Annotated in this window: 22 protein-coding genes and 1 pseudogene; 14 read left to right on the top strand and 9 right to left on the bottom strand. The window is 63.9% G+C overall.

The features are described 5' to 3' along the window. Window positions 1-118: 118 nt before the first annotated feature. On the top strand, window positions 119-883 hold the full coding sequence (locus PVZ80_RS29785) for a sulfite exporter TauE/SafE family protein (RefSeq protein WP_273864923.1): 765 nt from the start codon (window positions 119-121) through the stop codon (window positions 881-883). Here the strand turns inward: PVZ80_RS29785 and PVZ80_RS29780 are convergent. After that, a complete protein-coding gene (locus tag PVZ80_RS29780) occupies window positions 873-1,187 on the bottom strand; it encodes a putative quinol monooxygenase (protein WP_016704181.1) in 315 nt (104 codons plus the stop codon). The two genes, PVZ80_RS29785 and PVZ80_RS29780, sit on opposite strands and share 11 nt — an antisense overlap. 203 nt (window positions 1,188-1,390) lie before the next feature. On the opposite strand from PVZ80_RS29780, the gene PVZ80_RS29775 reads away from it, so the two are divergent. The 8 genes from PVZ80_RS29775 to PVZ80_RS29740 all read left to right on the top strand — a co-directional run bounded on the left by PVZ80_RS29775 (window position 1,391) and on the right by PVZ80_RS29740 (window position 10,836). Further along, complete coding sequence (locus tag PVZ80_RS29775; protein ID WP_009046869.1) at window positions 1,391-1,981, top strand: NAD(P)H-dependent oxidoreductase; 591 nt, start codon at window positions 1,391-1,393, stop codon at window positions 1,979-1,981. A 173-nt stretch (window positions 1,982-2,154) separates the two neighbouring features. Then, window positions 2,155-3,066 carry a LysR family transcriptional regulator gene (locus tag PVZ80_RS29770; protein ID WP_028681613.1) on the top strand — a complete coding sequence of 304 codons (912 nt, stop codon included), beginning with the start codon at window positions 2,155-2,157 and terminating at the stop codon, window positions 3,064-3,066. Window positions 3,067-3,280: 214 nt separating this feature from the next. After that, window positions 3,281-4,174 carry an NAD-dependent epimerase/dehydratase family protein gene (locus tag PVZ80_RS29765; RefSeq protein ID WP_009046871.1) on the top strand — a complete coding sequence of 298 codons (894 nt, stop codon included), beginning with the start codon at window positions 3,281-3,283 and terminating at the stop codon, window positions 4,172-4,174. 370 nt (window positions 4,175-4,544) lie between these two features. Beyond that, on the top strand, window positions 4,545-6,212 hold the full coding sequence (ggt, locus tag PVZ80_RS29760) for a gamma-glutamyltransferase (protein WP_009046872.1): 1,668 nt from the start codon (window positions 4,545-4,547) through the stop codon (window positions 6,210-6,212). A 436-nt stretch (window positions 6,213-6,648) separates the two neighbouring features. Continuing rightward, entirely contained in the window at window positions 6,649-7,998 is a 1,350-nt protein-coding gene (locus PVZ80_RS29755; protein WP_096373020.1) for a GntT/GntP/DsdX family permease, read from the top strand. Window positions 7,999-8,013: 15 nt separating this feature from the next. After that, the gene (locus PVZ80_RS29750; protein ID WP_016704176.1) at window positions 8,014-8,874 is read left to right on the top strand and encodes a MurR/RpiR family transcriptional regulator; all 861 of its coding nucleotides are present in this window, start codon (window positions 8,014-8,016) and stop codon (window positions 8,872-8,874) included. Between the two features lies 1 nt (window position 8,875). Further along, complete coding sequence (locus tag PVZ80_RS29745; protein WP_273864922.1) at window positions 8,876-10,336, top strand: N-acyl-D-amino-acid deacylase family protein; 1,461 nt, start codon at window positions 8,876-8,878, stop codon at window positions 10,334-10,336. Between the two features lie 131 nt (window positions 10,337-10,467). After that, window positions 10,468-10,836 carry a glyoxalase superfamily protein gene (locus PVZ80_RS29740; RefSeq protein ID WP_009046877.1) on the top strand — a complete coding sequence of 123 codons (369 nt, stop codon included), beginning with the start codon at window positions 10,468-10,470 and terminating at the stop codon, window positions 10,834-10,836. 138 nt (window positions 10,837-10,974) lie between these two features. Here the strand turns inward: PVZ80_RS29740 and gliR are convergent, their stop codons facing one another. Then, window positions 10,975-12,003 carry an AraC family transcriptional regulator GliR gene (gliR, locus tag PVZ80_RS29735; protein ID WP_273864921.1) on the bottom strand — a complete coding sequence of 343 codons (1,029 nt, stop codon included), beginning with the start codon at window positions 12,001-12,003 and terminating at the stop codon, window positions 10,975-10,977. A 244-nt stretch (window positions 12,004-12,247) separates the two neighbouring features. On the opposite strand from gliR, the gene PVZ80_RS29730 reads away from it, so the two are divergent. Together PVZ80_RS29730 and PVZ80_RS29725 are read left to right on the top strand one after the other, a co-directional pair. Continuing rightward, window positions 12,248-12,805 (top strand): hypothetical protein, encoded by a 558-nt coding sequence (locus tag PVZ80_RS29730; RefSeq protein WP_028681619.1) that lies wholly within the window; start codon window positions 12,248-12,250, stop codon window positions 12,803-12,805. 920 nt (window positions 12,806-13,725) lie between these two features. Further along, on the top strand, window positions 13,726-14,130 hold the full coding sequence (locus tag PVZ80_RS29725; RefSeq protein ID WP_016701627.1) for a DUF3077 domain-containing protein: 405 nt from the start codon (window positions 13,726-13,728) through the stop codon (window positions 14,128-14,130). Between the two features lie 66 nt (window positions 14,131-14,196). Here the strand turns inward: PVZ80_RS29725 and PVZ80_RS34130 are convergent, their stop codons facing one another. Together PVZ80_RS34130 and PVZ80_RS34125 are read right to left on the bottom strand one after the other, a co-directional pair. After that, entirely contained in the window at window positions 14,197-14,901 is a 705-nt protein-coding gene (locus PVZ80_RS34130) for a methyl-accepting chemotaxis protein (protein WP_371920907.1), read from the bottom strand. 201 nt (window positions 14,902-15,102) lie between these two features. Continuing rightward, window positions 15,103-15,981 (bottom strand): annotated as a pseudogene (locus PVZ80_RS34125) (methyl-accepting chemotaxis protein); the annotation flags it as partial. A gap of 460 nt (window positions 15,982-16,441) precedes the next feature. Between PVZ80_RS34125 and PVZ80_RS29715 the strand changes: the two are divergent. The 3 genes from PVZ80_RS29715 to PVZ80_RS29705 all read left to right on the top strand — a co-directional run bounded on the left by PVZ80_RS29715 (window position 16,442) and on the right by PVZ80_RS29705 (window position 18,531). After that, window positions 16,442-17,152 carry a histidine phosphatase family protein gene (locus tag PVZ80_RS29715; protein WP_050899115.1) on the top strand — a complete coding sequence of 237 codons (711 nt, stop codon included), beginning with the start codon at window positions 16,442-16,444 and terminating at the stop codon, window positions 17,150-17,152. A 25-nt stretch (window positions 17,153-17,177) separates the two neighbouring features. Next, window positions 17,178-18,035, top strand: a complete 858-nt coding sequence (locus PVZ80_RS29710) for a phosphatase PAP2 family protein (RefSeq protein WP_273864932.1) — start codon at window positions 17,178-17,180, stop codon at window positions 18,033-18,035. 160 nt (window positions 18,036-18,195) lie between these two features. Beyond that, the gene (locus tag PVZ80_RS29705; protein WP_028681622.1) at window positions 18,196-18,531 is read left to right on the top strand and encodes a hypothetical protein; all 336 of its coding nucleotides are present in this window, start codon (window positions 18,196-18,198) and stop codon (window positions 18,529-18,531) included. A 239-nt stretch (window positions 18,532-18,770) separates the two neighbouring features. On the opposite strand, the gene PVZ80_RS29700 is transcribed toward PVZ80_RS29705, so the two are convergent. The 5 genes from PVZ80_RS29700 to PVZ80_RS29680 form a co-directional block, all read right to left on the bottom strand. Further along, window positions 18,771-20,225, bottom strand: coding sequence for an ArnT family glycosyltransferase (locus PVZ80_RS29700; RefSeq protein ID WP_273864920.1), 1,455 nt, complete (start codon window positions 20,223-20,225; stop codon window positions 18,771-18,773). A 202-nt stretch (window positions 20,226-20,427) separates the two neighbouring features. Beyond that, entirely contained in the window at window positions 20,428-21,195 is a 768-nt protein-coding gene (locus PVZ80_RS29695; RefSeq protein WP_009046886.1) for an ABC transporter ATP-binding protein, read from the bottom strand. 20 nt (window positions 21,196-21,215) lie between these two features. Continuing rightward, entirely contained in the window at window positions 21,216-21,929 is a 714-nt protein-coding gene (locus tag PVZ80_RS29690; RefSeq protein ID WP_009046887.1) for an ABC transporter permease, read from the bottom strand. Next, window positions 21,926-22,615, bottom strand: a complete 690-nt coding sequence (locus PVZ80_RS29685; RefSeq protein ID WP_273864919.1) for an ABC transporter permease — start codon at window positions 22,613-22,615, stop codon at window positions 21,926-21,928. Before PVZ80_RS29685 ends, PVZ80_RS29690 begins: the two co-directional genes overlap by 4 nt. Window positions 22,616-22,708: 93 nt before the next feature. Beyond that, window positions 22,709-23,488, bottom strand: a complete 780-nt coding sequence (locus PVZ80_RS29680; protein ID WP_371920906.1) for an ABC transporter substrate-binding protein — start codon at window positions 23,486-23,488, stop codon at window positions 22,709-22,711. Window positions 23,489-23,552: the final 64 nt, after the last annotated feature.

The raw sequence follows: 23,552 nt of genomic DNA, 5'->3' as shown, positions 1-23,552 counted from the left end.
GGCTTGCCCGCGATAGGGCCACCACAGCCACTGAAAATCTCCAGCCTCTCGCCAATCAAGAGGCTGCCTCAGTATATGGCAGATTTTCAGCCCACCGCCGCCGGCGCAGGATAGCGCCATGAACACTTCCCTCGCGTTTTACCAGAACCTCGGTTTGCTCCTGTCCCTGCTGGTGATCGGCACCTTTGTCCTGGCCGGCATGATCAAGGGTGTGATCGGCCTCGGCCTGCCGACCATCGCCATGGGCCTGCTCGGCCTGGCTATGGCGCCGACGCAGGCTGCGGCCTTACTGATCATTCCGGCGACCCTGACCAATGTCTGGCAACTGGCGTTTGGCGGGCATTTGCGAGGCTTGCTCAAGCGCTTGTGGCCGATGCTGCTGGCGATCTTTATCGGCACCGGCCTGGGCAGCCTGTGGTTGGGCATCGACGGCGGGCGCTGGGTAGTACGGGCGCTGGGGGCGGCGTTATTGCTCTATGCCCTGAGCGGACTGCTGCTGCCAACCCTGCGGCTGCGGCCGCGAATGGAAGCCTGGCTGGGCCCGGCCTGTGGCCTGGTGACGGGCGTCATCACCTCGGCCACCGGGGTGTTCGTGATTCCGGCGGTGCCTTATCTGCAGGCGCTGGGGCTGCACAAGGATGAACTGGTGCAGGCCCTGGGGCTGTCGTTCACCGTTTCGACCCTGGCCCTGGCGGCCGGCCTGTACTGGCGCGGTGCCCTGGGTGGCGGCGAGCTCAGCGCCTCGCTGCTGGCGCTGATCCCGGCCCTGCTCGGCATGTGGCTGGGCCAGGCGTTGCGCCAGCGCATCAGCGCCGTGCTGTTCAAACGGGTGTTTTTCAGCGGCCTGGGCCTGCTTGGTACTCACCTGCTGATCAGCGGCTAGCGGACGACGGGCTGAGCATGTCGATACGGCGGATATCGAAGTCGCGTTCCAGGTAATCCATGCGCTTGTCGAAGAACGCCTTCATGTGCGGCAGGTTGGAGTGCACGTCCAGGTGCGCCTGGGATTCCCAGATCTCGTAGAAGATGAACAGGCTCGGGTCCTGCTGGTCGCGCAGCATGTGGTACTCGATGCAGCCGGGCTCGGCGCGGCTTGGCTCGACATAGGCGCGAAACAGCGCTTCGAAGGCCTCGGACATTTCCGGGCGGGTCTTGGCGTGGAGGATAAAGCCGTGCTGTTCGGACATGGGGCGGTTCCTGGGTAAGGGAGTTTTAAAAATTCTACGACACGAATCCGCCGCCTATTCGTGCGTATTGGTCAAATGTTTTTTGCCTGGATCGCGCTTATTCATATCGTCTTTCAACGATATTCTCCGCCCCATCGTTTTTAATCTTCTCGACCCGGCCCTGCAGCGCAGCGCCAAAGGGTTGTCCCTGATGAGGCTGGATCATGAAAAAAGTACTGTTGCTCAACGGTGGCAAGAAGTTCGCCCACTCCGACGGCCGCTACAACGCGACCCTGCATGAAGCCGCGGTGTCGGTGCTGGACCGTGGCGGCGTGGACGTCAAAGTCACCCACATCGACGAGGGCTACGACATCAAGGAAGAAGTGGCCAAGTTCCTCTGGGCCGACGTGATCGTCTACCAGATGCCGGGCTGGTGGATGGGCGCGCCCTGGATCGTGAAAAAGTACATCGACGAAGTCTTCACCGAGGGCCACGGCAGCCTCTACGCCAGCGACGGCCGCACCCGCTCCGACGCCTCGCAGAAATACGGCAGCGGCGGCCTGATCCACGACAAGCAGTACATGCTGTCGCTGACCTGGAACGCGCCGCAGCAAGCCTTCGACGACCCGACCGACTTCTTCGAAGCCAAGGGCGTGGACGCGGTGTACTTCCCGTTCCACAAGGCCAACCAGTTCCTCGGCATGCGCGGCCTGCCGACCTTCCTTTGCGTCGACGTGATGAAGCGGCCGAACATCGAAGCCGATGTGCAGCGCTACGAAGAACACCTCAAGGCGGTGTTCAACCTCCCCGCGTAAATCCGGCTACTATCGGTGGCGTGCCGCGAGCCCGATGTGGGACCTGTAGCCGCTGCCGCAGGCTGCGATCGCCACCGAAGGGGGCGCAAGGTCGTGAGATCGCTGAAGGCCTTCGGCCTTATCGCAGCCTGCGGCAGCGGCTACAGGGCGCCCAACCGAGATAGAGGACTTACGTGAAAGCCAGATCCGACGAACTCCAGATCTTCGTCTGCGTCATCGAATGCGGTTCGATTTCCGCGGCGGCCGAGCAGGTCGGGCAGACGCCGTCGGCGGTCAGCCGCACCCTGTCGCGCCTGGAAGCCAAGCTCGATACCACGCTGATCAACCGCACCACGCGGCGCATGGACCTGACCGAAGAGGGCAAGTACTTCTTCGAGCAGGCCAAGCTGATCCTCGACCAGATGGACGAACTCGAAGAACGCCTGTCGTCCCGCCAGCAGACCCCATCCGGGCGCTTGCGGATCAACGCCGCCTCGCCGTTCATGCTGCACGCCATCGTGCCCTACATCGCCGAGTTCCGTAGCCTGTACCCGGACATCCAGCTGGAGCTCAACAGCAACGACCTGATCATCGACCTGCTGGAACAGAGCACCGATATCGCGATCCGCATCGGCACCCTGGCGGACTCGACCCTGCATGCGCGCTCGCTCGGTTGCAGCCCGCTGCATATCCTCGCCAGCCCCGCCTACCTGAAGCAGCACGGCACACCCGGCACCGTGGCCGAGCTGAGCGAACATACCTTGCTGGGTTTCACCCAGACCGAAACCCTCAACCACTGGCCGTTGCGCCATGTGCACGGCGACCGCTGGCCGATCCAGCCGGGCATCAGCGCCTCCAGCGGTGAGACGGTGCGCCACCTGGCGCTGGAAGGGCAGGGCATTGCCTGCCTGTCGCACTTCATGACCATCGACGACATCCGCGCCGGGCGCCTCACGCCGATCCTCTCGGAGTTCAACAGCGGCTATCGCCAGCCGATCAACGCCGTCTACTACCGCAACTCGCAGCTGGCTCTGCGCATCCAGTGCTTCCTCGACTTTATCCAGGGCAAGCTGGCCGATTACGCCAACCCGCTGTTCGAAGGCTGAGGCCTTTCTGCTGTAGGAGGAGCCGGCTTGCCTTGCACCGCCCGGGCAGATGCCATCGCTGGCAAGCCAGCTCCTGCAGCGATCAATTCCCGTGGGAAGGCTGATCCCTTATTCGTGATCCCTGCGCAAGAGTGATTTGGGCCAGCCTGCCTGTTTCGGCAGGAGTCGCCCGCCGATACTGGCGCCATCACTTATCCACCCAGGGAGTTTCTCCATGAATGTATTCGTTACCGGCGCCGCGGGTTTTATCGGCGGCTCCATCGCCACCGGCCTGGTCCAGGCCGGCCATCAAGTCACCGGCCTGGTGCGCAGCGCCGAACAGGCCGCCGAACTCACTGCCCTGGGCATCAAGCCGGTGCTCGGCAGCCTGGACGACAGCGCCGTGCTGACCGAACAGGCGCGTGCCGCCGACGCGGTGATCAACGCCGCCAGCAGCGACCATCGTGGCGCGGTGGAAGTCCTGATCGCGGCCCTCAAGGGCTCCAATAAAGTCTTCCTGCACACCAGCGGTTCGAGCATTGTCGGCGACGCTTCGGGCGGCAAGGTCAGCGAAGTCGTCTATCAGGAAAACAACCTGCCAGAGCCCACCGTCGACAAGGCCGCGCGCGTGGCCATCGACAACCTGGTGCTGGCCGCGGCCAGGGACGGGGTCAACTCGGCGGTGCTCTGCAATACCCTGATCTACGGCCACAGCCTCGGGGTGAAACGCGACAGCGTGCAGCTGCCGCGGCTGCTCAAGCAGGCGCGCAACAGTGGCGTGGTGCGGCATGTCGGTCCGGGGCAGAACATCTGGTCCAACGTGCATATCGAAGACGTGGTGGCGCTGTACCTGCTGGCGCTGACCCGCAACATCCCGGGCACCTTCTACTTCGTCGAAAGCGGTGAAGCCTCGTTCATCGACATGACCACCGCCATGGCCCAGGCCCTGCACCTCGGCGCGCCGCAGGACTGGCCGCTGGCCGACGCCGAAGCCGAGTGGGGCTACGAGATGGCCAACTACGGCCTGGGCTCCAACAGCCGCGTGCGCGGCAAGAACGCCCGCGAACGGCTGGGCTGGGTACCGCGGCGCACCTCGGTGCTGGAGTGGATTCGCCACGAGATGGTCTGAGCCGCTATCCCTGTAGCCGCTGTCGAGCGCCAGCGAGGCTGCGCTCGGCGGCGTAGCCGTCGTAAACCGGCTGGCGCTTTTTTCCAGGCAGTTCGCGGATTCAGGTTTTGCGGCAACGGCGTTGCCGATCGCAGCCTCGCAGGCTCGGCAGCGGCTACACGGGCAGCGTGATCCTGTAGCCGCTGCTGCAGGCTCGGGCCACGATCGACCGGTACGGTCGTGACGACCTCAAGCGCGGCACCGTCGCCACCGTCACTCCTCCCCTCGCCAGACGGCCGCTTCAAGCGGCCGTTTTTATTTGCCGATTGCTCCGCCCCCGATCTTGCCCCTATCGTTCGACCTGCCAAAAAACAATAAAAGGACGGACCTTATGCGCATTGTTCTGTTTAAGACCCTGGCTCTGACAGCGGCCATCGCCGCCAGCTCGCCGGCCTTCGCCGCGTTGCTGGAAGGTGGCGCGGTCGCCGCGCCGAACCAGTATGGCGCCGACGTCGCGGCGCAGATTCTCAAGAAGGGCGGCAACGCGGTGGATGCCGCGGTCGCCACCGCCTTCACCCTGGCGGTGACCTACCCCGAGGCTGGCAACATTGGCGGCGGCGGTTTCATGACCCTGTTCATCGACGGCAAACCCTACTTCCTCGACTACCGCGAAACCGCGCCCAAGGCCGCGACCCGTGACATGTACCTGAACGAAAAAGGCGAGGTCATCGAGAACCTCAGCCTGGTCGGCGCGCGCGCCGCGGGGGTGCCGGGCACGGTGATGGGCCTGTGGGAAGCGCACAAGAAGTTCGGCAAGCTACCCTGGAGCGAGCTGATCACCCCGGCGGTGGGCTATGCGAAAAACGGCTTCAAGGTCGCCGACAAGCAGTACCAGTACCGCGAGGACGCGCTGAAGCTGTTCAAGGACAGCACCAACTTCGGCGACTATTTCGGCAGCATGAAATCCGGCGAAACCTTCCGCCAGCCAGAGCTGGCCGCGACCCTGGAGCGCATCGCCGACCAGGGCGTCAAGGAATTCTACGAAGGCAAGACCGCCGACCTGCTGGTGGCGCAGATGCAGGCCGACAAAGGCCTGATCACCAAGCAGGACCTGCAGGACTACAAGGTCGCCTGGCGTGAGCCGCTGCAGGTCAACTGGCGCGGCAATACCCTGTACACCGCGCCGCCACCCAGCTCCGGCGGCGTGGCCTTGGCGCAGCTGATGACCATCAAGGAAGAGCGCACGGCGGACTTCAAGGGCGTCGAGCTGAACTCGGCCAAGTACATCCACCTGCTGGCGGAAATCGAAAAGCGCGTGTTCGCCGACCGCGCCGATTACCTCGGCGACCCGGCGTTCTCCGAGGTGCCGGTCAAGCAACTGACCGACCCGGCCTACCTGAAAAAACGCGCCGCCGAGATCAACCCGACGGCCATCTCGCCCACCGAAAAAGTCCGCCCGGGCCTGGAGCGGCACCAGACCACCCACTTCTCCATCGTCGATGCCGACGGCAACGCGGTGAGCAATACCTACACCCTCAACTGGGACTATGGCAGCGGCGTGGTGGTGAAGGGCGCGGGGTTCCTGCTCAACGACGAAATGGACGACTTCAGTGCCAAGCCCGGGGTGGCCAACGCCTTTGGCGTGGTCGGCGGTGATGCCAATGCCATCGCGCCGGGCAAGCGCATGCTGTCGTCCATGAGCCCGAGCCTGGTGACCCGCGACGGCAAGGTCACCCTGGTGCTGGGCACGCCGGGCGGGTCGCGGATCTTCACCTCGATCTTCCAGGTGCTGAACAACCTCTACGACTTCAACCTGCCGCTGGAAAAAGCCGTGGCCGCGCAGCGCGTGCATCACCAGTTGCTGCCCAAGGACACCATTTACTTCGACGCCTATGCGCCGCTCAGCGGCAAGGTTGCCGATGAGCTGAAGGCCATGGGCTACACCCTGGAAGACCAGGGCTGGGAGATGGGCGATATCCAGGCGATCCGGGTCACCGGCAGCCAGCTGGAAACGGCCTCCGACCCACGTGGGCGCGGTGTGGGCAAAGTCGTCAAATAACCTGCCTTTGTAGGAGCGAAGCTTGCTCGCGATTGGGCCACCGCGGTGAGTCAGGGACGACGCTATCGCGGGCAAGCCTCGCTCCTACAATGGGTCAGCCGTATCACCCCCGGGACGAGCAAGCTTCTGTAGGAGCGAAGCTTGCTCGCGATTATCGGGGCCCCGCGCTGTGTCAGAAACGACGCCATCGCGGGCAAGCCTCGCTCCTACAGAACCGCACTCAACCTTCACCTGTCCCCCCAGAAGCTCTATCTCTTCCGCTACAGCGGATGAAAATACCCCTCGTCGATTTTCATTATTCGCGACACGACTTGTCTGTCCGCGACAAAGCATGTCTCTATACGAAAATTACTTTCATGCGGTTTGAAAATCCGGTCACGAAATGATTTATGAGTTTCACAAGCATTCGACGTGACCCTTTTTCGAGGAGTACCGCATGACACCTGCATTGGGCTACTGGCTGCTGGGCTATGCCGCCATCGCCATCATCGCGCTGATCGTCCTGATCGCGCGTTACCGGATCAATCCGTTCATTGTCATCACCCTGGTCTCGGTGGGCCTGGCGCTGATGGCCGGGATGCCGCCGTCCGGCGTGGTCGGCGCCTACGAAGCGGGTGTCGGCAAGACCCTGGGGCACATCGCCCTGGTGGTGGCCCTGGGCACCATGCTCGGCAAGATGATGGCCGAGTCCGGCGGCGCGGAGCAGGTGGCGCGGACCCTGATCGACCGTTTCGGCGAGCGCAACGCGCACTGGGCGATGGTCTGCATCGCCTTCCTGGTGGGCCTGCCGCTGTTCTTCGAGGTCGGTTTCGTGTTGCTGGTGCCAATCGCCTTCACCGTGGCGAAGCGTGTCGGCGTGTCGATCCTGATGGTCGGCCTGCCGATGGTCGCCGGCCTGTCGGTGGTGCATGCCCTGGTGCCGCCGCACCCGGCAGCGATGCTGGCGGTGCAGGCCTATCAGGCGTCGGTGGGGCAGACCCTGCTGTACGCGATCCTGATCGGCATTCCCACGGCGATCATCGCCGGCCCCGTGTACGCCAAATTCATCGTGCCGCGCATCCAGCTGCCGACGGAGAACCCGCTGGCGCGCCAGTTCCTCGACCGTGAGCCGCGCACCCGCCTGCCCAGTTTTGCGATCACCATGGCCACCATCCTGTTGCCGGTGGTGCTGATGCTGATCGGCGGCTGGGCCAACCTGATTTCCACCCCGGGCAGCGGCCTCAACCAGTTCCTGCTGTTTATCGGCAACTCGGTGATCGCCCTGTTGCTGGCGACCCTGCTGAGCTTCTGGACCCTCGGCCTGGCCCAGGGTTTCAACCGCGAATCGATCCTCAGGTTCACCAACGAATGCCTGGCGCCGACCGCCAGCATCACCCTGCTGGTAGGCGCCGGTGGCGGCCTCAACCGGATCCTGGTGGACGCCGGGGTCACCGACCAGATCGTCGGCCTGGCCCATGAATTCCAGCTGTCGCCGCTGCTGATGGGCTGGCTGTTCGCCGCGCTGATGCGCATCGCCACCGGCTCGGCCACCGTGGCCATGACCACCGCCTCGGGGGTGGTGGCGCCGGTGGCCATCGGCCTGGGTTATCCCCACCCGGAACTGCTGGTGCTGGCCACCGGCGCCGGCTCGGTGATCTTCTCCCACGTCAACGACGGCGGCTTTTGGCTGATCAAGGAATACTTCAATATGACCGTGACCCAGACCTTCAAGACCTGGACGGTGCTGGAGACCCTGATCTCGGTGGTCGCCTTCGCCCTGACCGTCGGTCTTGCCCAACTGCTTTGAGCCCAGGTGCCGCCCATGGACATCCTCTACCAGATCCGTTCCCGCCAGGACTCCTTCAGCGCCGGCGAAGGCCGCATCGCCCGCTTGATGCTGGATGACGTCGGTTTCGCAGCCTCGGCCAGCCTGGAAGAGCTGGCGCAGCAGGCGGAAGTCAGCGCCGCCACCCTGTCGCGTTTTGCCCGCAGCGTGGGCTGTCGCGACCTGCGCGACCTGCGCCTGCAACTGGCCCAGGCCAGCGGGGTCGGCAGCCGTTTTCTCGACCCGGCGGACGCGCCGGAGCAGTCGGGTTTCTACCGGCAGATCGTCGGTGATATCGAGTCGACCCTGCACCAGCACCTGGCGGGGTTCGACGAGTCGCGCTTTCGCGACGCGGTGCGCTTGCTGGGCAAGGCGCAGATGATCCACGCCTTCGGTATGGGCGGCTGTTCCACCCTGTGCAGCGACGAATTGCAGGTGCGCCTGGTGCGCCTCGGCTACCCCATCGCCGCCTGCCACGACCCGGTGATGATGCGGGTGACCGCCGCGGCTTTGGGCCCGCAACACGCGTTGATCGCCTGCTCCCTGACCGGCATCACCCCCGAATTGCTGGAGACCGTCGAACTGGCCCGCAGCTACGGCGCCAGCGTGCTCGCCATCACCCTGGCCGACTCGCCGCTGGCGCAGCTGGCGGACGTGCTGCTGCCGCTGCAAAGCGCCGAGACCTCCTTCATCTACAAACCCACGGCCGCGCGCTACGGCATGCTGCTGGCCATTGATGTACTGGCCACCGAGCTGGCGCTGGCCCTGCCCGAAGACAACCAGGAACGCCTGCGCCGGATCAAACTGGCCCTGGACGATTACCGCGGCGGCGACGATTGCCTGCCGCTGGGAGACTGACATGCTTTACGACACCCTGATCCGCAACGCCTTGGTGATCGACGGCAGCGACCGCCCGGCTTACCCCGCCGATGTCGCCCTGCTCGATGGCCGCATCGCCCGCATCGGCGACCTGCAAGGCGCCCGCGCCACTGAAGAAATCGACGCCGCCGGGCAGGTGCTGGCCCCCGGTTTTATCGACGTGCACACCCACGACGACACCGTGGTGATCCGCCAGCCACAGATGCTGCCCAAGCTCAGCCAGGGCGTGACCACGGTGATCGTCGGCAACTGCGGCATCAGTGCCGCGCCGGTAAGTTTGCGCGCCGACCCACCCGACCCGATGAACCTGCTGGGCAGCCAGGCGGCCTTCGTCTACCCGCGATTTCGCGACTACCGCGACGCGGTGGATGCCGCGCAGCCGGCGGTCAATGTGGCGGCGCTGATCGGCCACACAGCGCTGCGCAGCAACCACCTGGACGACCTCTATCGCACCGCCACGGTCGAGGAAATTGCCGCCATGCGCGAGCAACTGCGCGCCAGCCTGGAAGACGGTGCCCTGGGTTTATCCACCGGCCTGGCCTACGCCAGCGCCTTCTCGGCCGAGACCGACGAGGTGCTGCAACTGGCCGAGGAACTGAGCGCCTTCGGCGCGGTGTACACCACCCACCTGCGCAGTGAATTCGAGCCGGTGCTGGAGGCCATGGACGAGGCGTTCCTGATCGGTCGCCAGGCCAAGGCGCCGGTGATCATTTCCCACCTCAAATGCGCGGGGGCGGGTAACTGGGGGCGCAGTCCGCAGTTGCTGGCGTCCCTGGAACAGGCGGCGAAAGATCATCCGGTGGGCTGCGACTGCTACCCCTACGCGGCCAGTTCCTCGACCCTTGACCTCAAGCAGGTCACCGATGCTTTTCGCATCACCATCACCTGGTCCACCCCGCACCCGGAACTGGGCGGCCGCGACCTGATGGACATCGCCGCCGAGTGGGGCACGACCCTGCTGGACGCCGCGCGGCGCCTGCAACCGGCCGGCGCGGTGTACTACGGCATGGACGAGGCCGATGTGCGGCGCATCCTTTCCCATCCGCTGTCGATGATCGGTTCCGACGGCCTGCCGGAAGACCCGTTCCCCCATCCACGGTTGTGGGGCGCCTTCCCGCGGGTGCTCGGGCACTTCAGCCGCGACCTTGGCCTGTTCCCGTTGCACACCGCCGTGCACAAGATGACCGGCCTGTCGGCGGCGCGTTTCGGCCTCAAGCAGCGCGGCGAAATCCGCGAAGGGTATTGGGCCGACCTGGTGCTGTTCGACCCGGCGCGGGTCCGCGACGTCGCCGACTTCAAAAGTCCGCAACAGGCCGCCGAGGGTATCGAGGGCGTGTGGGTCAACGGCGTGCGCAGCTATGCCGAAGGCCAGGCCAATGGCCGCAGGCACGGACGCTTCCTGGCGCGGGAAGGGGATTTGCGTGAAGGGTTCAACGGCTGAAGGCGCGCGGCGCCGAATAGGTGAACGCCGTCACAGTGATGGCCTGATGATATTAAAGAAAGCCTTGGCCTAGCCGAAGTGCTGACATCCACCTGCTATACCGTGGACATCTTTCATCAGGGAGTCGCGCAATGAGCTTTGGCAAAACCACCCCCATCCTGCGGATCTTCGACGAGGCCAAGGCGCGGGAGTTTTATATCGACTTCCTGGGCTTCACGCTCGACTGGCAGCACCGTTTCGAAGACAACTTCCCGCTGTATATGCAGGTGTCGCGCGGGGAGTGCGTGCTGCACCTGTCGGAGCACCATGGCGACAGCACGCCGGGCTCCGCATTGCGCATCGAGACCGACGAACTGGAAGCCTTCCAGCAGCAGTTGCTGGCCAAGGATTACCGCTTCGCCCACCCGCAGATCCAGGCCATGCCCTGGGGCAGCCAGGACATGACGGTGCTCGATCCATTCGGCAATCGGCTGGTATTCACCAACGCCATCTGCGTCTGAACCTGCACCCTGCACCCTGCACCCTGTAGCCGCTGCCGAGCGCAGCGAGGCTGCGATCGACCCCGCAGGGGGCGCAGGGATCCTGGAATCGCTGGAGGACCTTCGGTCCTGTCGCAGCCTCGCTGTGCTCGGCAGCGGCTACAGGGATGAGCGTGTTCGTTGGTGCTGCCGAAACTCCCCCGGCGTCATCCCGGTCCGCCCCTTGAACGTGCGGTGAAACGAGCGTGGTTCGGTAAAACCCAGGTAATAGGAAATGTCCTGGATCGGCAGGTCGCTGTGCAGCAGGTAATGCTCGGCCAGTTCCTGGCGCAGGTCGTCGAGGATCTGCTGGTAGGACGTGCCGGCCTGCTGCAACTGGCGTTGCATGGTGCGCGGCGACATCGCCAGCAGATCGGCCACCTGTTCCTTGCGCGGCAAACCTTCCTTGAGCAACTGGCGCAGGGCGTTCTTCACCTGCAGCACCAACGGTGCTTCCTCCAGCGACGCCATCAGGCTCATGGCGTGCTCTTCCAGGGTTCGCAGCAGTTGGGCATCGGCCTGGCGCAACGGCAGTTGCAGGTAACTCAGCGGCGCCAGCAAGGCCGAGCAGCTCTGTTCGAACAGCACCGGGCAAGCAAAAAACGCTTCGTATTGTTCCAGCGTGGTGCCGGCCGGCAGCGGGTGCTCGAACCACACGGCGCTCGGTGAGAGCTGGGTATCGGCAATCCAGCGGGCGTAGAGCAGCCAGGAGGCGAGCACATTTTCCACCAGCTGGCGGCGGGTGTCGGAGGTCGGCAGGCGGCAGTTCCAGATCAGGCGGACCTGCTCCTCGGCCATCTCGATGCGGCTCACCCCCATGTCGCCCACCAGTTTTTCGAACGGCATGATCCGGCTCATGGCTTCGCCCAGTGTGGCGCAGTTCATGGTGATGTAGCCGAGCACGCTCCAGGAGTTGGGCAACACATAGCGGGCGGCGTTGAGGCCGAACAGCGGGTCGCCGGAGTGCTGGCAGAAATACCCCAGCAGGCGTTCGTGGACCTCGACGGGCAGGCGCAGGCTGTTGTCGTTCAGTTGTTCGGCGGCAAGGCCCGCGGCGTGCAGCGCGGGAGCGGTGGGCAGGCCGAGGTGTTCGGCGTGGCGCAGGTATTTGAGCAGCGGTGGGACCGAGGTGTAACCAAGGGGCTGCATGGTGGGGTTCCTGGCGGTGGGCGCGCTTTTTGAGGGTAAAGGTAAATGCCTGTGATCCCGGGTGCAACGCTGGTCTTGTAGGAGCGAGGCTTGCCCGCGATGACGGTGGTAGCCTCGCAGGGAATGTTGGGCGGTGTACACGGTAACTCAAGACTGTGGGGTGCCGGCCGATCTGCGAGAGGTAGGAAAATTTACGGGGAGCCTGAAAAGTGCTCCCCAACAACCCCAGGAACGGAGTCCAAAGATGAATACGACACCTGTATGGCCGGAGGTTTTTCTCGGGGCTTTTGATGCGATCAGCGAGCGCATGGCGCAGGTACTGGAGTTGAGCGATTGCCGGGAGCACTGGATTCAGGCGGAACTCAGCCTGTATGCCTGGCAGCACGGTTATCCGGATATCTGGACCAGCGGTAAGGCCGGAGGACGTACGAAAGTCGACCTGTACACGGAAGATCTCGACATGGCGGCCGAGGTGAAATGCCTGGGGGATGTGTCTTTTGCCAAGTGCCTGATGGGCAAGGGGATGGGCGAGACCCGATCCGTTCTTCGAGAGGATGGGGATGGGCGACTCTGGTTTCCGCAGGTTGATTCGGGTGAGTCTGTGGTCTGGTCGGTGTTTGCGGATCTGCGCCGTTTGCAACGGATGGTGGGGGTTCGGAATAAGTTTCTTGTTTTGGTGATTGCCAAGGACTACGTGGCTGAGACGGAGATGGGGGAGGTGCTGCGGCGGCTTCGTTTGTCGGAAGAGGAGTGGTCCTTGGAGTTGAAGAGCGCCACGGTGCGGATCTGGCGGATCGAGTAGCTCGGGGTACAGCGTGCTTCTGTAGGAGCGAGGCTTGCCCGCGATTTCGGTGGTGGCCTCGCTGCTGATTTTGGACGGTGTACATATCCATTCCTGCGGTAACGGCGGCTGGCGGTTTCGCCCTTACGGCGACTCACTTTTTTCAAACGCCGGAATGCCGGCCCAGCAAAAAGTAAGCAAAAACGCTTGCCCCTGCGTACGGCCTTCGCTGCGCTCAGGTTCCCTCGCTCCGGCGTCCATCAGGGGGCATCGACTCCGGTCGGCTTCGCTTCGACCTCCATACGATGTCCTCGACTGCGTCGAGGGGCGCTGCGCGCCATCCCCCTGATGAACACCGGAACGAAGCCTCCCGATGGGGCGGGTGGATCAAAAGCCAGAGCAAGATCAAAAGCCAAAGCCAAAGCCAAACGCGACCTGCCGGTCGACGCTGAACCCTGTAGCCGCTGCCGAGCCCGCGAGGCTGCGATCGACCCCGAAGGGGGCGCAGGATCTTGAGACCGCTGGAGGACCTTCGGTCCTATCGCAGCCTCGCAGGCTCGGCAGCGGCTACAGGGACGGTGTGTATCAGGTCCTGTGGATGACAGGTTTTGTTGTGTAGGACGCTGTCTGAAAGTGAGGCTCTTCGCTTTATTTTGTAAGGCTTTTCCGAGAAACTCCGGGGCGCTTGCGTCTGGGAAGGGCGCTGTCTAGCCTCGGGTTTGTCACCGGTTTTTCGGTGATCGGGTTTAGCAGCTCGCTTCCAAGTCACGCAGGTATCGCTGTCAGCTCAACCAGCTTTTTTCGGTTGCTGTCATGGCGGCTGTGCGTGGGGCGCCTTCGGGTGCGCCGGATTCTTGGACCGGTCTGCTAACCCGCGTACAGCTGCCACCCTCATTCGTTTAGCAGCGGTAGGTGGTGGCTCCATTCCAAGAGGATCCACCATGAAAAAGCTCGTCCCCGATCCGCCCATGCTTTCGCCCAGTCGCGAGCGGATCGTTCAGTTGGAAATCCCCAATCAAACCCTTCGTCAGGCGCTGGACAGTCGTGTCGAGGGGGAGCCTTTGCATTGTGCTTTGCTGGAAACCGGCAGTGTTTCTTTCGGTTGTCGCGACGGTAACGGTCGGCCGTTGTTCGCGGTGCGCGCCGGGGTCAGTGCCGAGGAGGCGTTGTTGCATGTGTCGTTGTTGCTCAAGTGTGCCGAGGAGACGGCGGATGAGATCACCAGTGCCAGCGGCATTGAGCGTGGCTTGATCTGGTCGATGATTCATTCGGTGGAGATGGCGCGGGCGGTGGTGGATGCGTTGCTGGATGGCGCGGGCCGGCAGGGGGTGTTGCGGGAGGGGTGATTGTGCGGTGGTGATGGGGCCCACTTCCTTGTGGGCGCCTCGTTGTTCCCGGGGCGAAGGCGAGGGTCAGACGCGGAAGTGGCTGACCATCATTTGCAGCTGGTTGCCCAGGCGGGCCAGTTCGACGCTGGAGGCGGCGGTTTCATCGCTGGCGGCGGCGGTCTGTTCCGAGACGTCGCGCACGTTGATGATGCTGCGGCTGATTTCCTCGGCCACGGCGCTCTGCTGTTCGGCAGCGGCGGCGATCTGCTGGTTCATCGACTGGATGTTCGACACCGTGCGGGTGATGTTCTCCAGGGAGGCACCGGCCTTGCGGGTCAGGTCGACGCTGCTGTCGGTCAGGCTGCGGCTGTTGTTCATCACGTTGGCCACTTGCTGGGTGCCGTTCTGCAGGCCGGCCACCAGGCCTTCGATTTCCTCGGTGGATTTCTGCGTGCGTTGCGCCAGGGCGCGGACTTCGTCGGCGACCACGGCGAAACCACGACCGGCTTCACCGGCGCGGGCGGCTTCGATGGCGGCGTTCAGGGCCAGCAGGTTGGTCTGTTCGGCCACGGCCTTGATCACGTCCATGACGCTGCCGATCTTCTGGCTTTCCTGTTGCAGCACGCTCATGGCGTCGGTGGAGCGCACCACTTCGCTGGCCAGGCGCTCAATCTGGGCGATGGCTTCGGCCACCACTTTGTCGCCTTCGCGGGCTTCGCCGTCGGCGGCGGCTGCGGCTTGCGAGGCTTCTTCGGCGTTGCGCGCGACTTCCTGCACGGTGGCGGTCATCTCGTGCATGGCGGTGGCCACCTGGTCGGTCTCGACCTTCTGGCTGTTGACCCCGGCGCTGGTTTCTTCGGTGACGGCCGATAGTTCTTCGGCGGCGCTGGCGATCTGGGTCACGCCGTCGCGGATGCCGCCGATCAGTTCGCGCAGGGTCACGCCCATGCGGCCGATGCCTTGTTGCAGCACGCCGAGTTCGTCACGGCGGGTAACGCGCACGTCCTGGGTCAGGTCGCCGGACGCGATGCGCTCGACCACGGTCATGGTTTCACGCAGCGGACGGGTGATCTGGCGGGTGATGATCACCGCGGCCAGGATGCCCACCAGCAGCGCCAGCAGGGTACTGATCATTTGCAGGCTGCGGGCCTGGACGCTTTCTTCGTCGCGGCGGTCGAGCTGGAACTGGTACAGCTCTTCGCTCTGGCTGACGATCAGGGCGCCTTGTTCGGTCATTTCCTTGCGCGCCTGGCCGGCTTCGCCGACGGCGGCCTTGAAGGTCAGCAGGGAGGTGCGGTAGTCGCTCAGGGCGGCTTTCAACTGGCGCAGTGCATCGCCCTGGGTGCTGCTGAAATGGTTGTCCAGAGGGCCCAGTGCGGCAATCGCCGCGTTCATCTGGGCGGCGGCGTCGCGCTCGGCGTCCGCGGTGCTGTTGTAGATGTATTCACGGACGGCGAAGCGCGCGAGCTGGAATTCGTCATTGGCCTTGGTGATGGCCTGGAACTGTTCGAAGCGCTGGTCGCTCAGGGGCATTTGCTCAACGCGTGTGGTGATGGCCGCGATCAGGTTGCGCGCCGTTTCCGAATTGCCATTCATCACCACGCGGGCGGCATTGGCGTTGCGGTAGGCGTTGCGCATCTTGTTCAGGGACGCCTGGTAGGCGCTGATGGTGGCGCCCTGTTCCTTGAGCAGCTTGACGTTGGCCGGGTTCTTGAAGCTGTTCTGCAGCTTCTGCTGCTGGGCCGAGAAGTCGTCCAGGGTGGCCTGCACATTCTGCGCGGCGGTTTCGTCGCCGTTGGTCAGCATGTATTGCAGGCGGGTCACGCGCAGCTTGGTCAGCCCGGCGTTCAATTGGGTGATGTCGCTCATCCAGTTGCTGCGGTCGATCAGACCGCCCAGGCTGGTCCAGCCCGTGATGGCGAGGATGGTAGTCAGGGCCAGGACCAGGCCGAAGCCCAGGCCTAACTTGAGATTGACGCTGATGTTGCCGAACCAGCTATTCATGCAATTCCTCCAGGAACGTTGTGCTGCTTGATCGTGTATCGCTGGAAGATTGTTGTTATTGGTGGCCAGCAAGGATTTGTTCGCAGGTGTGTATCGGCGGCAAGGGCAATAGCTGAAACGATTTCGTCGGATTAGTTTTGTGCACCATTTTGGGGCTTTGCAAGGGCCTGATTTCACGATGGAAACCGCCTGGCCGATTGAGCTTTTTTTCACATCCGTTTCACCCCTGGCCCACGTCAGGCTCCCTAGAGTCCGCCCATCGATCGGGTGCCTCGCGCTCGATTGTCATGGGCAGCGGTTAGCGTGGGCGGCGCTGCTCGATTTTATGTCTGGTGGTCATAGGGGCGGCTCGAACGTGACGTCAGGACTCAGTCTTCCGGTGGCAAAACCCGCGCTTGTCGCGAGCCGTTTTGCCCGTTATCGCAATGCCCTGGTGATAGGCCTGGTGGCCTTGCTGGTGCTGCCGCTGGTGTTCTTTCTGCTCAAGCCCGCGGCGGTGCCGGACCTGGCCCACGGCAACCTGGCCGGAGCCAAGGCGCTGAGCGCCGGCTGGGCCAAGGGCCAGATGATTGTGCTGATTCGTCATGTGGAGCGTTGCGACCACTCCAGGGCCGCCTGCCTGAACCTGCCCGATGGCATCACCGACCGTGCCCGCGAGGTGGCGGTGGGCGTCGGCGCGCAGTTCGAGCACCTGGGGCTGGACAAGGCCGACATCTACCACAGCCCGCTGACCCGCGCGGTGCAGACCTCGGGCTACATGTTCAACCAGGCCGGCAGCGGCGAAGGCTGGCTGATCGACTGCAAGCACAGCCTGTTGCGCGATGCCCTGGCGCACAAGGTGGCCGGGCGCAATCTGGTGCTGGTGACCCACAGCGAATGCATGGCCGCGCTGGAGAAGCAGCTGAAACTGCCGTCTTCGACCCTGGGCTATGGCGCCTCGTTGTTCGTCTCCACCGATACCCCAGGCGGGCGTCCACAGATGCTCGGCTTCATCGAAGCCAGCGACTGGCGCTCCGTTGCCTTCAACCGTCCCTGACCGTCCCTTGCCCGAGACCCTGACTATGCAGGCGCTTTCCCGTTCCCGCGCTGATGCGTGGCGTTTTTATGGATGGAACCTTGGCCTCCCGCTGCTGTGCGCGGCGCTGGTGTTCCTGATGTTCGACATGACCCGGATCGACATCGCCTTCAGCGACCTGTTCTTCGATCCGGTGAGCCAGACCTTCCCGCTGGATCACTCCCACCTGTTCGAGAAGATCACCCACAAGTGGGCGCGGATCATCCCCAATTGGACGGGCGAGCTGGCGTTGATCGGGCTGCTGCTGTCATTCGTCTGGCCGCTGTTCAAGGGCGTAAGGTTCGGTCGCGGCAAGGCCTTCCTGGAGAGGATCCGCGTGGCGCCGCTGCTGCGCTTTACCGCGCGCCATCGCCGGGACTTTTTGTTCGTGGTGGTGGCCTTCGCCCTGTGCACCGGGGCGATTCACTACCTCAAGGGCCACACCAGCGTGTACTGCCCGGTGGAAACCACCCAGTACGCCGGCAAGATCGAGCACAAGGAATGGTATGAGAACTTCGAGCTGTTGAAGACCGCGGGTGACGGCCGCTGCTGGCCGGGCGGCCATGCCTCGGGCGGTTTCACCATGCTGGCGCTGTACTTCGTGGCCCGGCGTTATCGCTGGCGCCATTCCAAGGCGCTGCTGCACGGTTCGCTGCTGCTGGGCTTCGTCTATGGCACCACTCGGGTGCTGCAGGGCTGGCACTACATGTCCCATACCTTCTGGGCGGGGATCGTGGTGTGGCTGACCTGCCTGCTGGTGGCGCTGCTGTTTTATGGCCGCGCCCGTCTGGAACAACCGGTGCTGACGCACACCGAACCGGGGCCCGTCCCGTCCACGACGCTGATCGCAGCGGCGGACCGATAACGTTGCAGTCGCTGACGAAATCGTCGGTGCCAGGCGCCCGGCGGGAGAGGGCCCCGACGCAATTTTTGGCGCTTGCCGATGTTTTTTCGGTGACCAGAACTGTTAGGGTGCGCGCCCCCGGAGAAAAGAGTTCCCGGGTTCCTGGTTTATGGAGTCATGCATGAAACACTTGAGCAAAATCGCCGCCTCTGCGCTGGTTGTCCTGGCCCTGGCTGGCTGCACCGGCACCGCGATGAAAACTCAGCAACTTGATAGTAGCCAGTACACCGTGGTCGGTCACAGCGAAGCAACGGCTACCGGCATCATGCTGTTCGGGGTCATTCCAATCCGGCAGAACAACCGCTTCGTCCGCGCCCAGACCGCCGCCATCCAGGCCAAGGGCGGTGACGCGATGATCAACACCCAGATCCAGGAAAACTGGTTCTGGGCCTGGGTACTGAGCGGTTACACCACCAAGGTCTCCGGCGATGTGGTCAAGCTGAAAACCGTTCAGTGAGCCATGCCGGCGCCGGCGCGCAAGCCTGGCGACGAAAATGTGGGTTAATGCCGATCAGTTAAGCGAAGGTGATCCACTGTAGGAGCGAAGCTTGCTCGCGATGGTCGTTAACGATACCGAGTATTTACTGGGTAAACCTGGTGCTCTCAAGTTCATCGCGGGCAAGCCTCGCTCCTACAATTTTCTTGACTGACTGGCACCCATGAGGGTGCCTTTTTTATGGGCGCTCACTGTGCCGGTCAGTGGCTGACAAAGTAGTAGGCCTGGCGACTGACCGTGATCTTCTTCAGTACCTTGAGCGGTGGCTTGGGGTCTTCCTGCAGGGCCATGACCGCCACGTTGTTCGGCGAGGTGCCGAGAAACGCATTCAGCTGGGCTTCGGTCTGCACATCCTTGAGCAGGCTCCGGGTGTAAAACACGCTGGCGCCGGCCGCGCGTTCGTTGGCCTGATACAGCGCCACCTGTTGCCCGGCGGCCTGCAGCGTCTGGATCTGGCTGATCAGCGGCACGAAGGACAGCTGGCGATCGGCGCGTGGTGCGGCCCATTGCGCGGCCACCAGGTAACTGCACACCACCAGCGTCAGCACGCCAATGGCCAGGCCCCGCCGCTGGCGCCCCACGGCACTCCAGAAACCCTCGCCGGCGGCGCGCAGGCGCAGGCGTTCGTACAGCACTGCCGCGTATTCGGCGGCCAGCACCGCCGCGGCCGGGGTCAGCGACATCAGGTACACGGTGCGCTTGCTCGACGCCAGGCACAGCAGGGTGAACTGGGCCAGCAGCCACAGGCTGAAAAACAGCAGGTAGCGGTTTTTCACCAGGCTTTTGCGAAAGTGCCACAGGCCCAGGTAGACCAGGATGTTCCACGGCAGGAAGGCTTGCGGCAGCTTGGCCAGGTAGTAATAGAACGGCTCGTAATGCCCGGCCTCGACAAAGGAGCCATCGAAGCGCCCGACGCTGTTGGTCCACAGCACTTCGCCCAGGGCCTGCAGGCCACCGCGCTGGTACAGCAGGTAGAGCCAGATCAGCAGCGGCACCAGGCCGAGGACGGTGAGCAGGGCGGGCTTGAGCCAGTGGCCGAGGGCGAAGCGCTTTTCGATCAGGCTGTCGGCCAGCAGGTAGGCGAAGATCACCACGCCCGGCATCGCCAGGCCCAGCACGCCCTTGCTCAGGGTGGCGATGGCGATACCGAGGGCGAACAGCAGCCAGCCCAGGATGGCCGGCTGGCCTTCGGCCTGGCGCCGTTGCGTCTGGAAAAACGCCAGCAGCGCCAGGGTCACGCCGAGGCTGAGCAGGGCGTCTTCACCGACCCCGCGCACATTGCCCCAGTAACTGGCCATGGTCGCCAGCATGGCGCCGGCCACCCAGGCCACCGCTGTCGGGCGGCCGAAGCGGCGCAGCATGGCGTACAGCAGCATGACGCTGAACAGCCCGGCGAAGGCCGACGCCAGGCGCACCGCCCACGGCGTGCCACCGAACACGCGGATGGCGCTGGCGTCGAGCCACAGGCTCAGCGGCGGTTTTTCCAGGAAGGGCTGGCCGAACAGGCGGGGCGTCACCCAGTCATCGTCCAGGTGCATCTGCATGGCGATCCCGGCCACCCGGGCTTCGGTGGAGCCTTGCAACTGGTGGTTGCCCAGGGCGAAGAAGAACAGCAGGGCGGCAAGCAGAATCAACAGCGGTGCGGGTCGCGACATGGGGGAACTGCCGAAGAGGTTGCGCCGGGGAGGATCAGGCGCTCCGAGTATACGGAGGCGATTCTTAACAAATCGTGAACGAGCGAGGGATCGGGTGATGGCGCTGGCGGCTGTCGGTTTATCCGGGGCGATGGCGAAGCACCGCGCTCCCGGGCGCCAGGCCAATCTCTGGTCCTGGCGCCCGAACGCGGCCCTCAGGACCCTATTTGAGACTGCCGCAGAGGAACTGCTTCAAGCGCTCGCTGCTGGGGGCTTCCAGTACCCGAGCGGGCGGGCCTTGCTCTTCCACCCGGCCCTGATGCAGGAACATGACGTGGTTGGAGACTTCGCGGGCGAAGGCCATTTCATGGGTGACCACCACCATGGTCCGGCCTTCCTCGGCCAGTTGCTGCATGACCCGCAGCACCTCCGATACCAGCTCCGGGTCGAGGGCCGAGGTCGGCTCGTCGAACAGCATCACCTGCGGTTCCATGGCCAGCGCCCGAGCGATGGCCACGCGCTGTTGCTGGCCGCCGGACAGGTAGGACGGGTACTGGGCCTCGACCTTGGCTGGCAGGCCGACCTTGTCCAGGTACTTGCGGGCTCGTTCGATGGCCTCGTCCCGGGCGATGCCCAGCACATTGATCGGGCATTCGATGATGTTTTCCAGCACCGTCATGTGGCTCCACAGGTTGAAGTGCTGGAACACCATCGCCAGTTTGCTGCGCATTGCCTGTAGTTGTTTCGGGTCGGCCGCGCACAGCTCGCCCAGGCGGTTCCTGCGGGTGCGCAGCTCCTCGGCGTTGACCAGGATGCGTCCGCCGGACGGTTGTTCGAGGTAGTTGATGCAGCGCAGAAAGGTGCTTTTGCCGGAGCCGGAGGAGCCGATGATGCTGATCACATCGCCGGCCCTGGCCTTGAGCGATACGCCCTTGAGCACCTCGTGGCTACCGTAGTTCTTGTGCAGGTCTTCGACGATCAATGGGTACATGCGAGCCTCTCCGTTGGAGATCAATGTGTCTGTGGCTTGAGGTAGGCCAGCCAGCGCAGTTCGGCGCGGCGGAACAGCCAGATCAGGACAAAGGCGCTGCAGGCGTAGAGCACGCCTGCAATGCCGAAGGCGCTGAAGGAAGCGTAGGTGGCCGAGTTGACGTCGCGGGCGACCTTCAGCAGGTCCGGCACCGTGGCGGTAAAGGCCACCGAGGTGGAGTGCAGCATCAGGATCACTTCATTGCTGAAGGACGGCAGCGCCCGGCGTAGCGCCGACGGCAGGAGGATGCGCCGGTAGAAGGTGAATCGGCTCATGCCGTAGGCCTTGGCCGCTTCCACCTCGCCATGGGCGATGGAGCGGATCGAGCCGGCGAAAATCTCCGTCATGTAGGCGCAGGTGTTGAGCCCGAACGCCAGCACCGTGCAGTTGAAGCCGTCGCGAAAGAACGCGTCGAGAAAGTCCTGGGCGCGCACCACGCTCAGGCTGTAGACCCCGGCGTAGAAGAACAGCAACTGGATATACAACGGCGTGCCACGAAACACGTAGGTGTAAAGCCACACCGGAATGCGCAGCAGCGGGTTGCGGCTGACCCGCGCCAGGGACAAGGGCACAGCCAGGGTGAAACCGATCAGCACCGACAGCACCAGCAGCCACAGGGTCATGGCCAGCCCGGACAGCTGCGCGGCATCGCTCCACAGGTAGGCCTGCCAGTATTCTTCGAGAATGCCGGTCATAGCGAAGCCCTCTTCACACCCACCGAGTAACGCTGGCTCAGCCAGATCAGCACCAGGTTGGAAAGGCTGGTGATGGCCAGGTAGATCAGGCCGCCGACCAGGGTGAAGTAAAAGAACTGCATCGAGCCTTTGCCGGCGTCCTGGGTGGCCTTGACCACATCGCTCAGGCCGATGATCGACACCAGCGCCGTGGACTTGATCAGCACCAGCCAGTTGTTGCCGATGCCCGGCAGGGCATGGCGCAACATCTGTGGAAACAGCACTTTGCGAAAGCTCTGGGCGCGGCTCATGCCGTAGGCCCTGGCCGCTTCCTGCTGGCCGCGGGGCACCGCCTGGAACGCGCCGCGAAAGGTCTCGGTGAAGTAGGCGCCGTAGATGAAGGCCAGGGTCAGCACTCCGGCCAGGAACGGGTCGATGTCGATCTGCGCCATCTCCAGCCAGTCGGTGAGCTGGTTGAGCAGCATCTGCAGGCTGAAGAACAACAGCAGCATGATCACCAGGTCCGGTATGCTGCGGATCAGCGTGGTATAGCCGCCGGCAACCGCCTGCAAGGCACGGTTGCCGGAGGCCTTGGCGCTGGCGCCGAGCAGCCCCAGCAGCACCGCCAGCAGCAGTGACGACAGGGCCAGTTTGAGGGTGGTCAGGGTGCCCTGCAGAATCTGCGGGCCAAAACCTTCCAGAAGCATTTCACGCCCCTTGTTGTTATTAGAGTGAGCTGAAAAAGCGGCGACGCGGCCGTGGTCTCGGCGGGCGTCGCGCCTGGGGGTGCGGAGTCGGGGTCAGGGCCCGCCGTAGATATCGAAGTCGAAGTATTTGCGGTTGATCCTGGCGTAGGTGCCGTTGGCTAGGATGGTCGCCAGCGCCTTGTTCAGGTCTTCGCGCAATTCCACATCGTCCTTGCGCAGGCCGATGCCGTCGCCAACGCCGAAAAAGCCCGGGTCGCTGAGGGTGTCGCCGGCGAACTCGAAATCCTTGCCGATGGGTTTGGACAGGAAGCCATAGCTGGCCTGGATCGACGATTGCAACGAGGCGTCGAGACGGCCGACGAGCAGGTCGGCATACACCTGGTCCTGGCTCTGATAGGACAGGATCTGCACCCCTTGGGCACCCCACTTGGCCTTGGCGTAGGCCTCCTGGGCCGAGCCCTGTTCGACGCCGACCCGCTTGCCCTTGAGCGACTCGAGGGTCGGCACCAGGCCCGAGCCGCGCTTGGCGATCAGCCGCGCGGGGGCGTTGGAGATCTTGTCGGTGAAGGCTATGCGGGTCATGCGTTTGGGGGTGACGGTCATCGACGAGGCGATGGCGTCGAACTTGCGCGCCAGCAGGGCGGGAATCATCCCGTCCCAGCTGCTTTCGACCCACACGCAGCGGGCCTTCAGCTCGGCGCACAGGGCTTCGGCGATGTCGATGCCAAACCCGCTCAGCTTGCCGTCGGGGTCTTTGTATTCCAGGGGCGGGTAGGTCGGGTCCACGCCCAGCTTCAGCACCTTGCCCGACCAGTCGGCCGCGCCGGCGCTGGCCGACACCGACAACAGCACCCATGAAACCGCAGCGATCATTTTTCTCATTGTTTTTTCCTCGGTTAATCGCCGGCTACGTCAGTGATGACACTGCTACAGCCTT

The sequence above is a fragment of the Pseudomonas sp. B3G-3 genome (assembly GCF_028640915.1).
Taxonomy (GTDB): Bacteria; Pseudomonadota; Gammaproteobacteria; order Pseudomonadales; family Pseudomonadaceae; genus Aquipseudomonas; species Aquipseudomonas chlororaphis_I.
The sequence above is the reverse complement of the archived record's forward strand: the minus strand, read 5'-3'. Positions and strand labels throughout refer to the sequence as shown.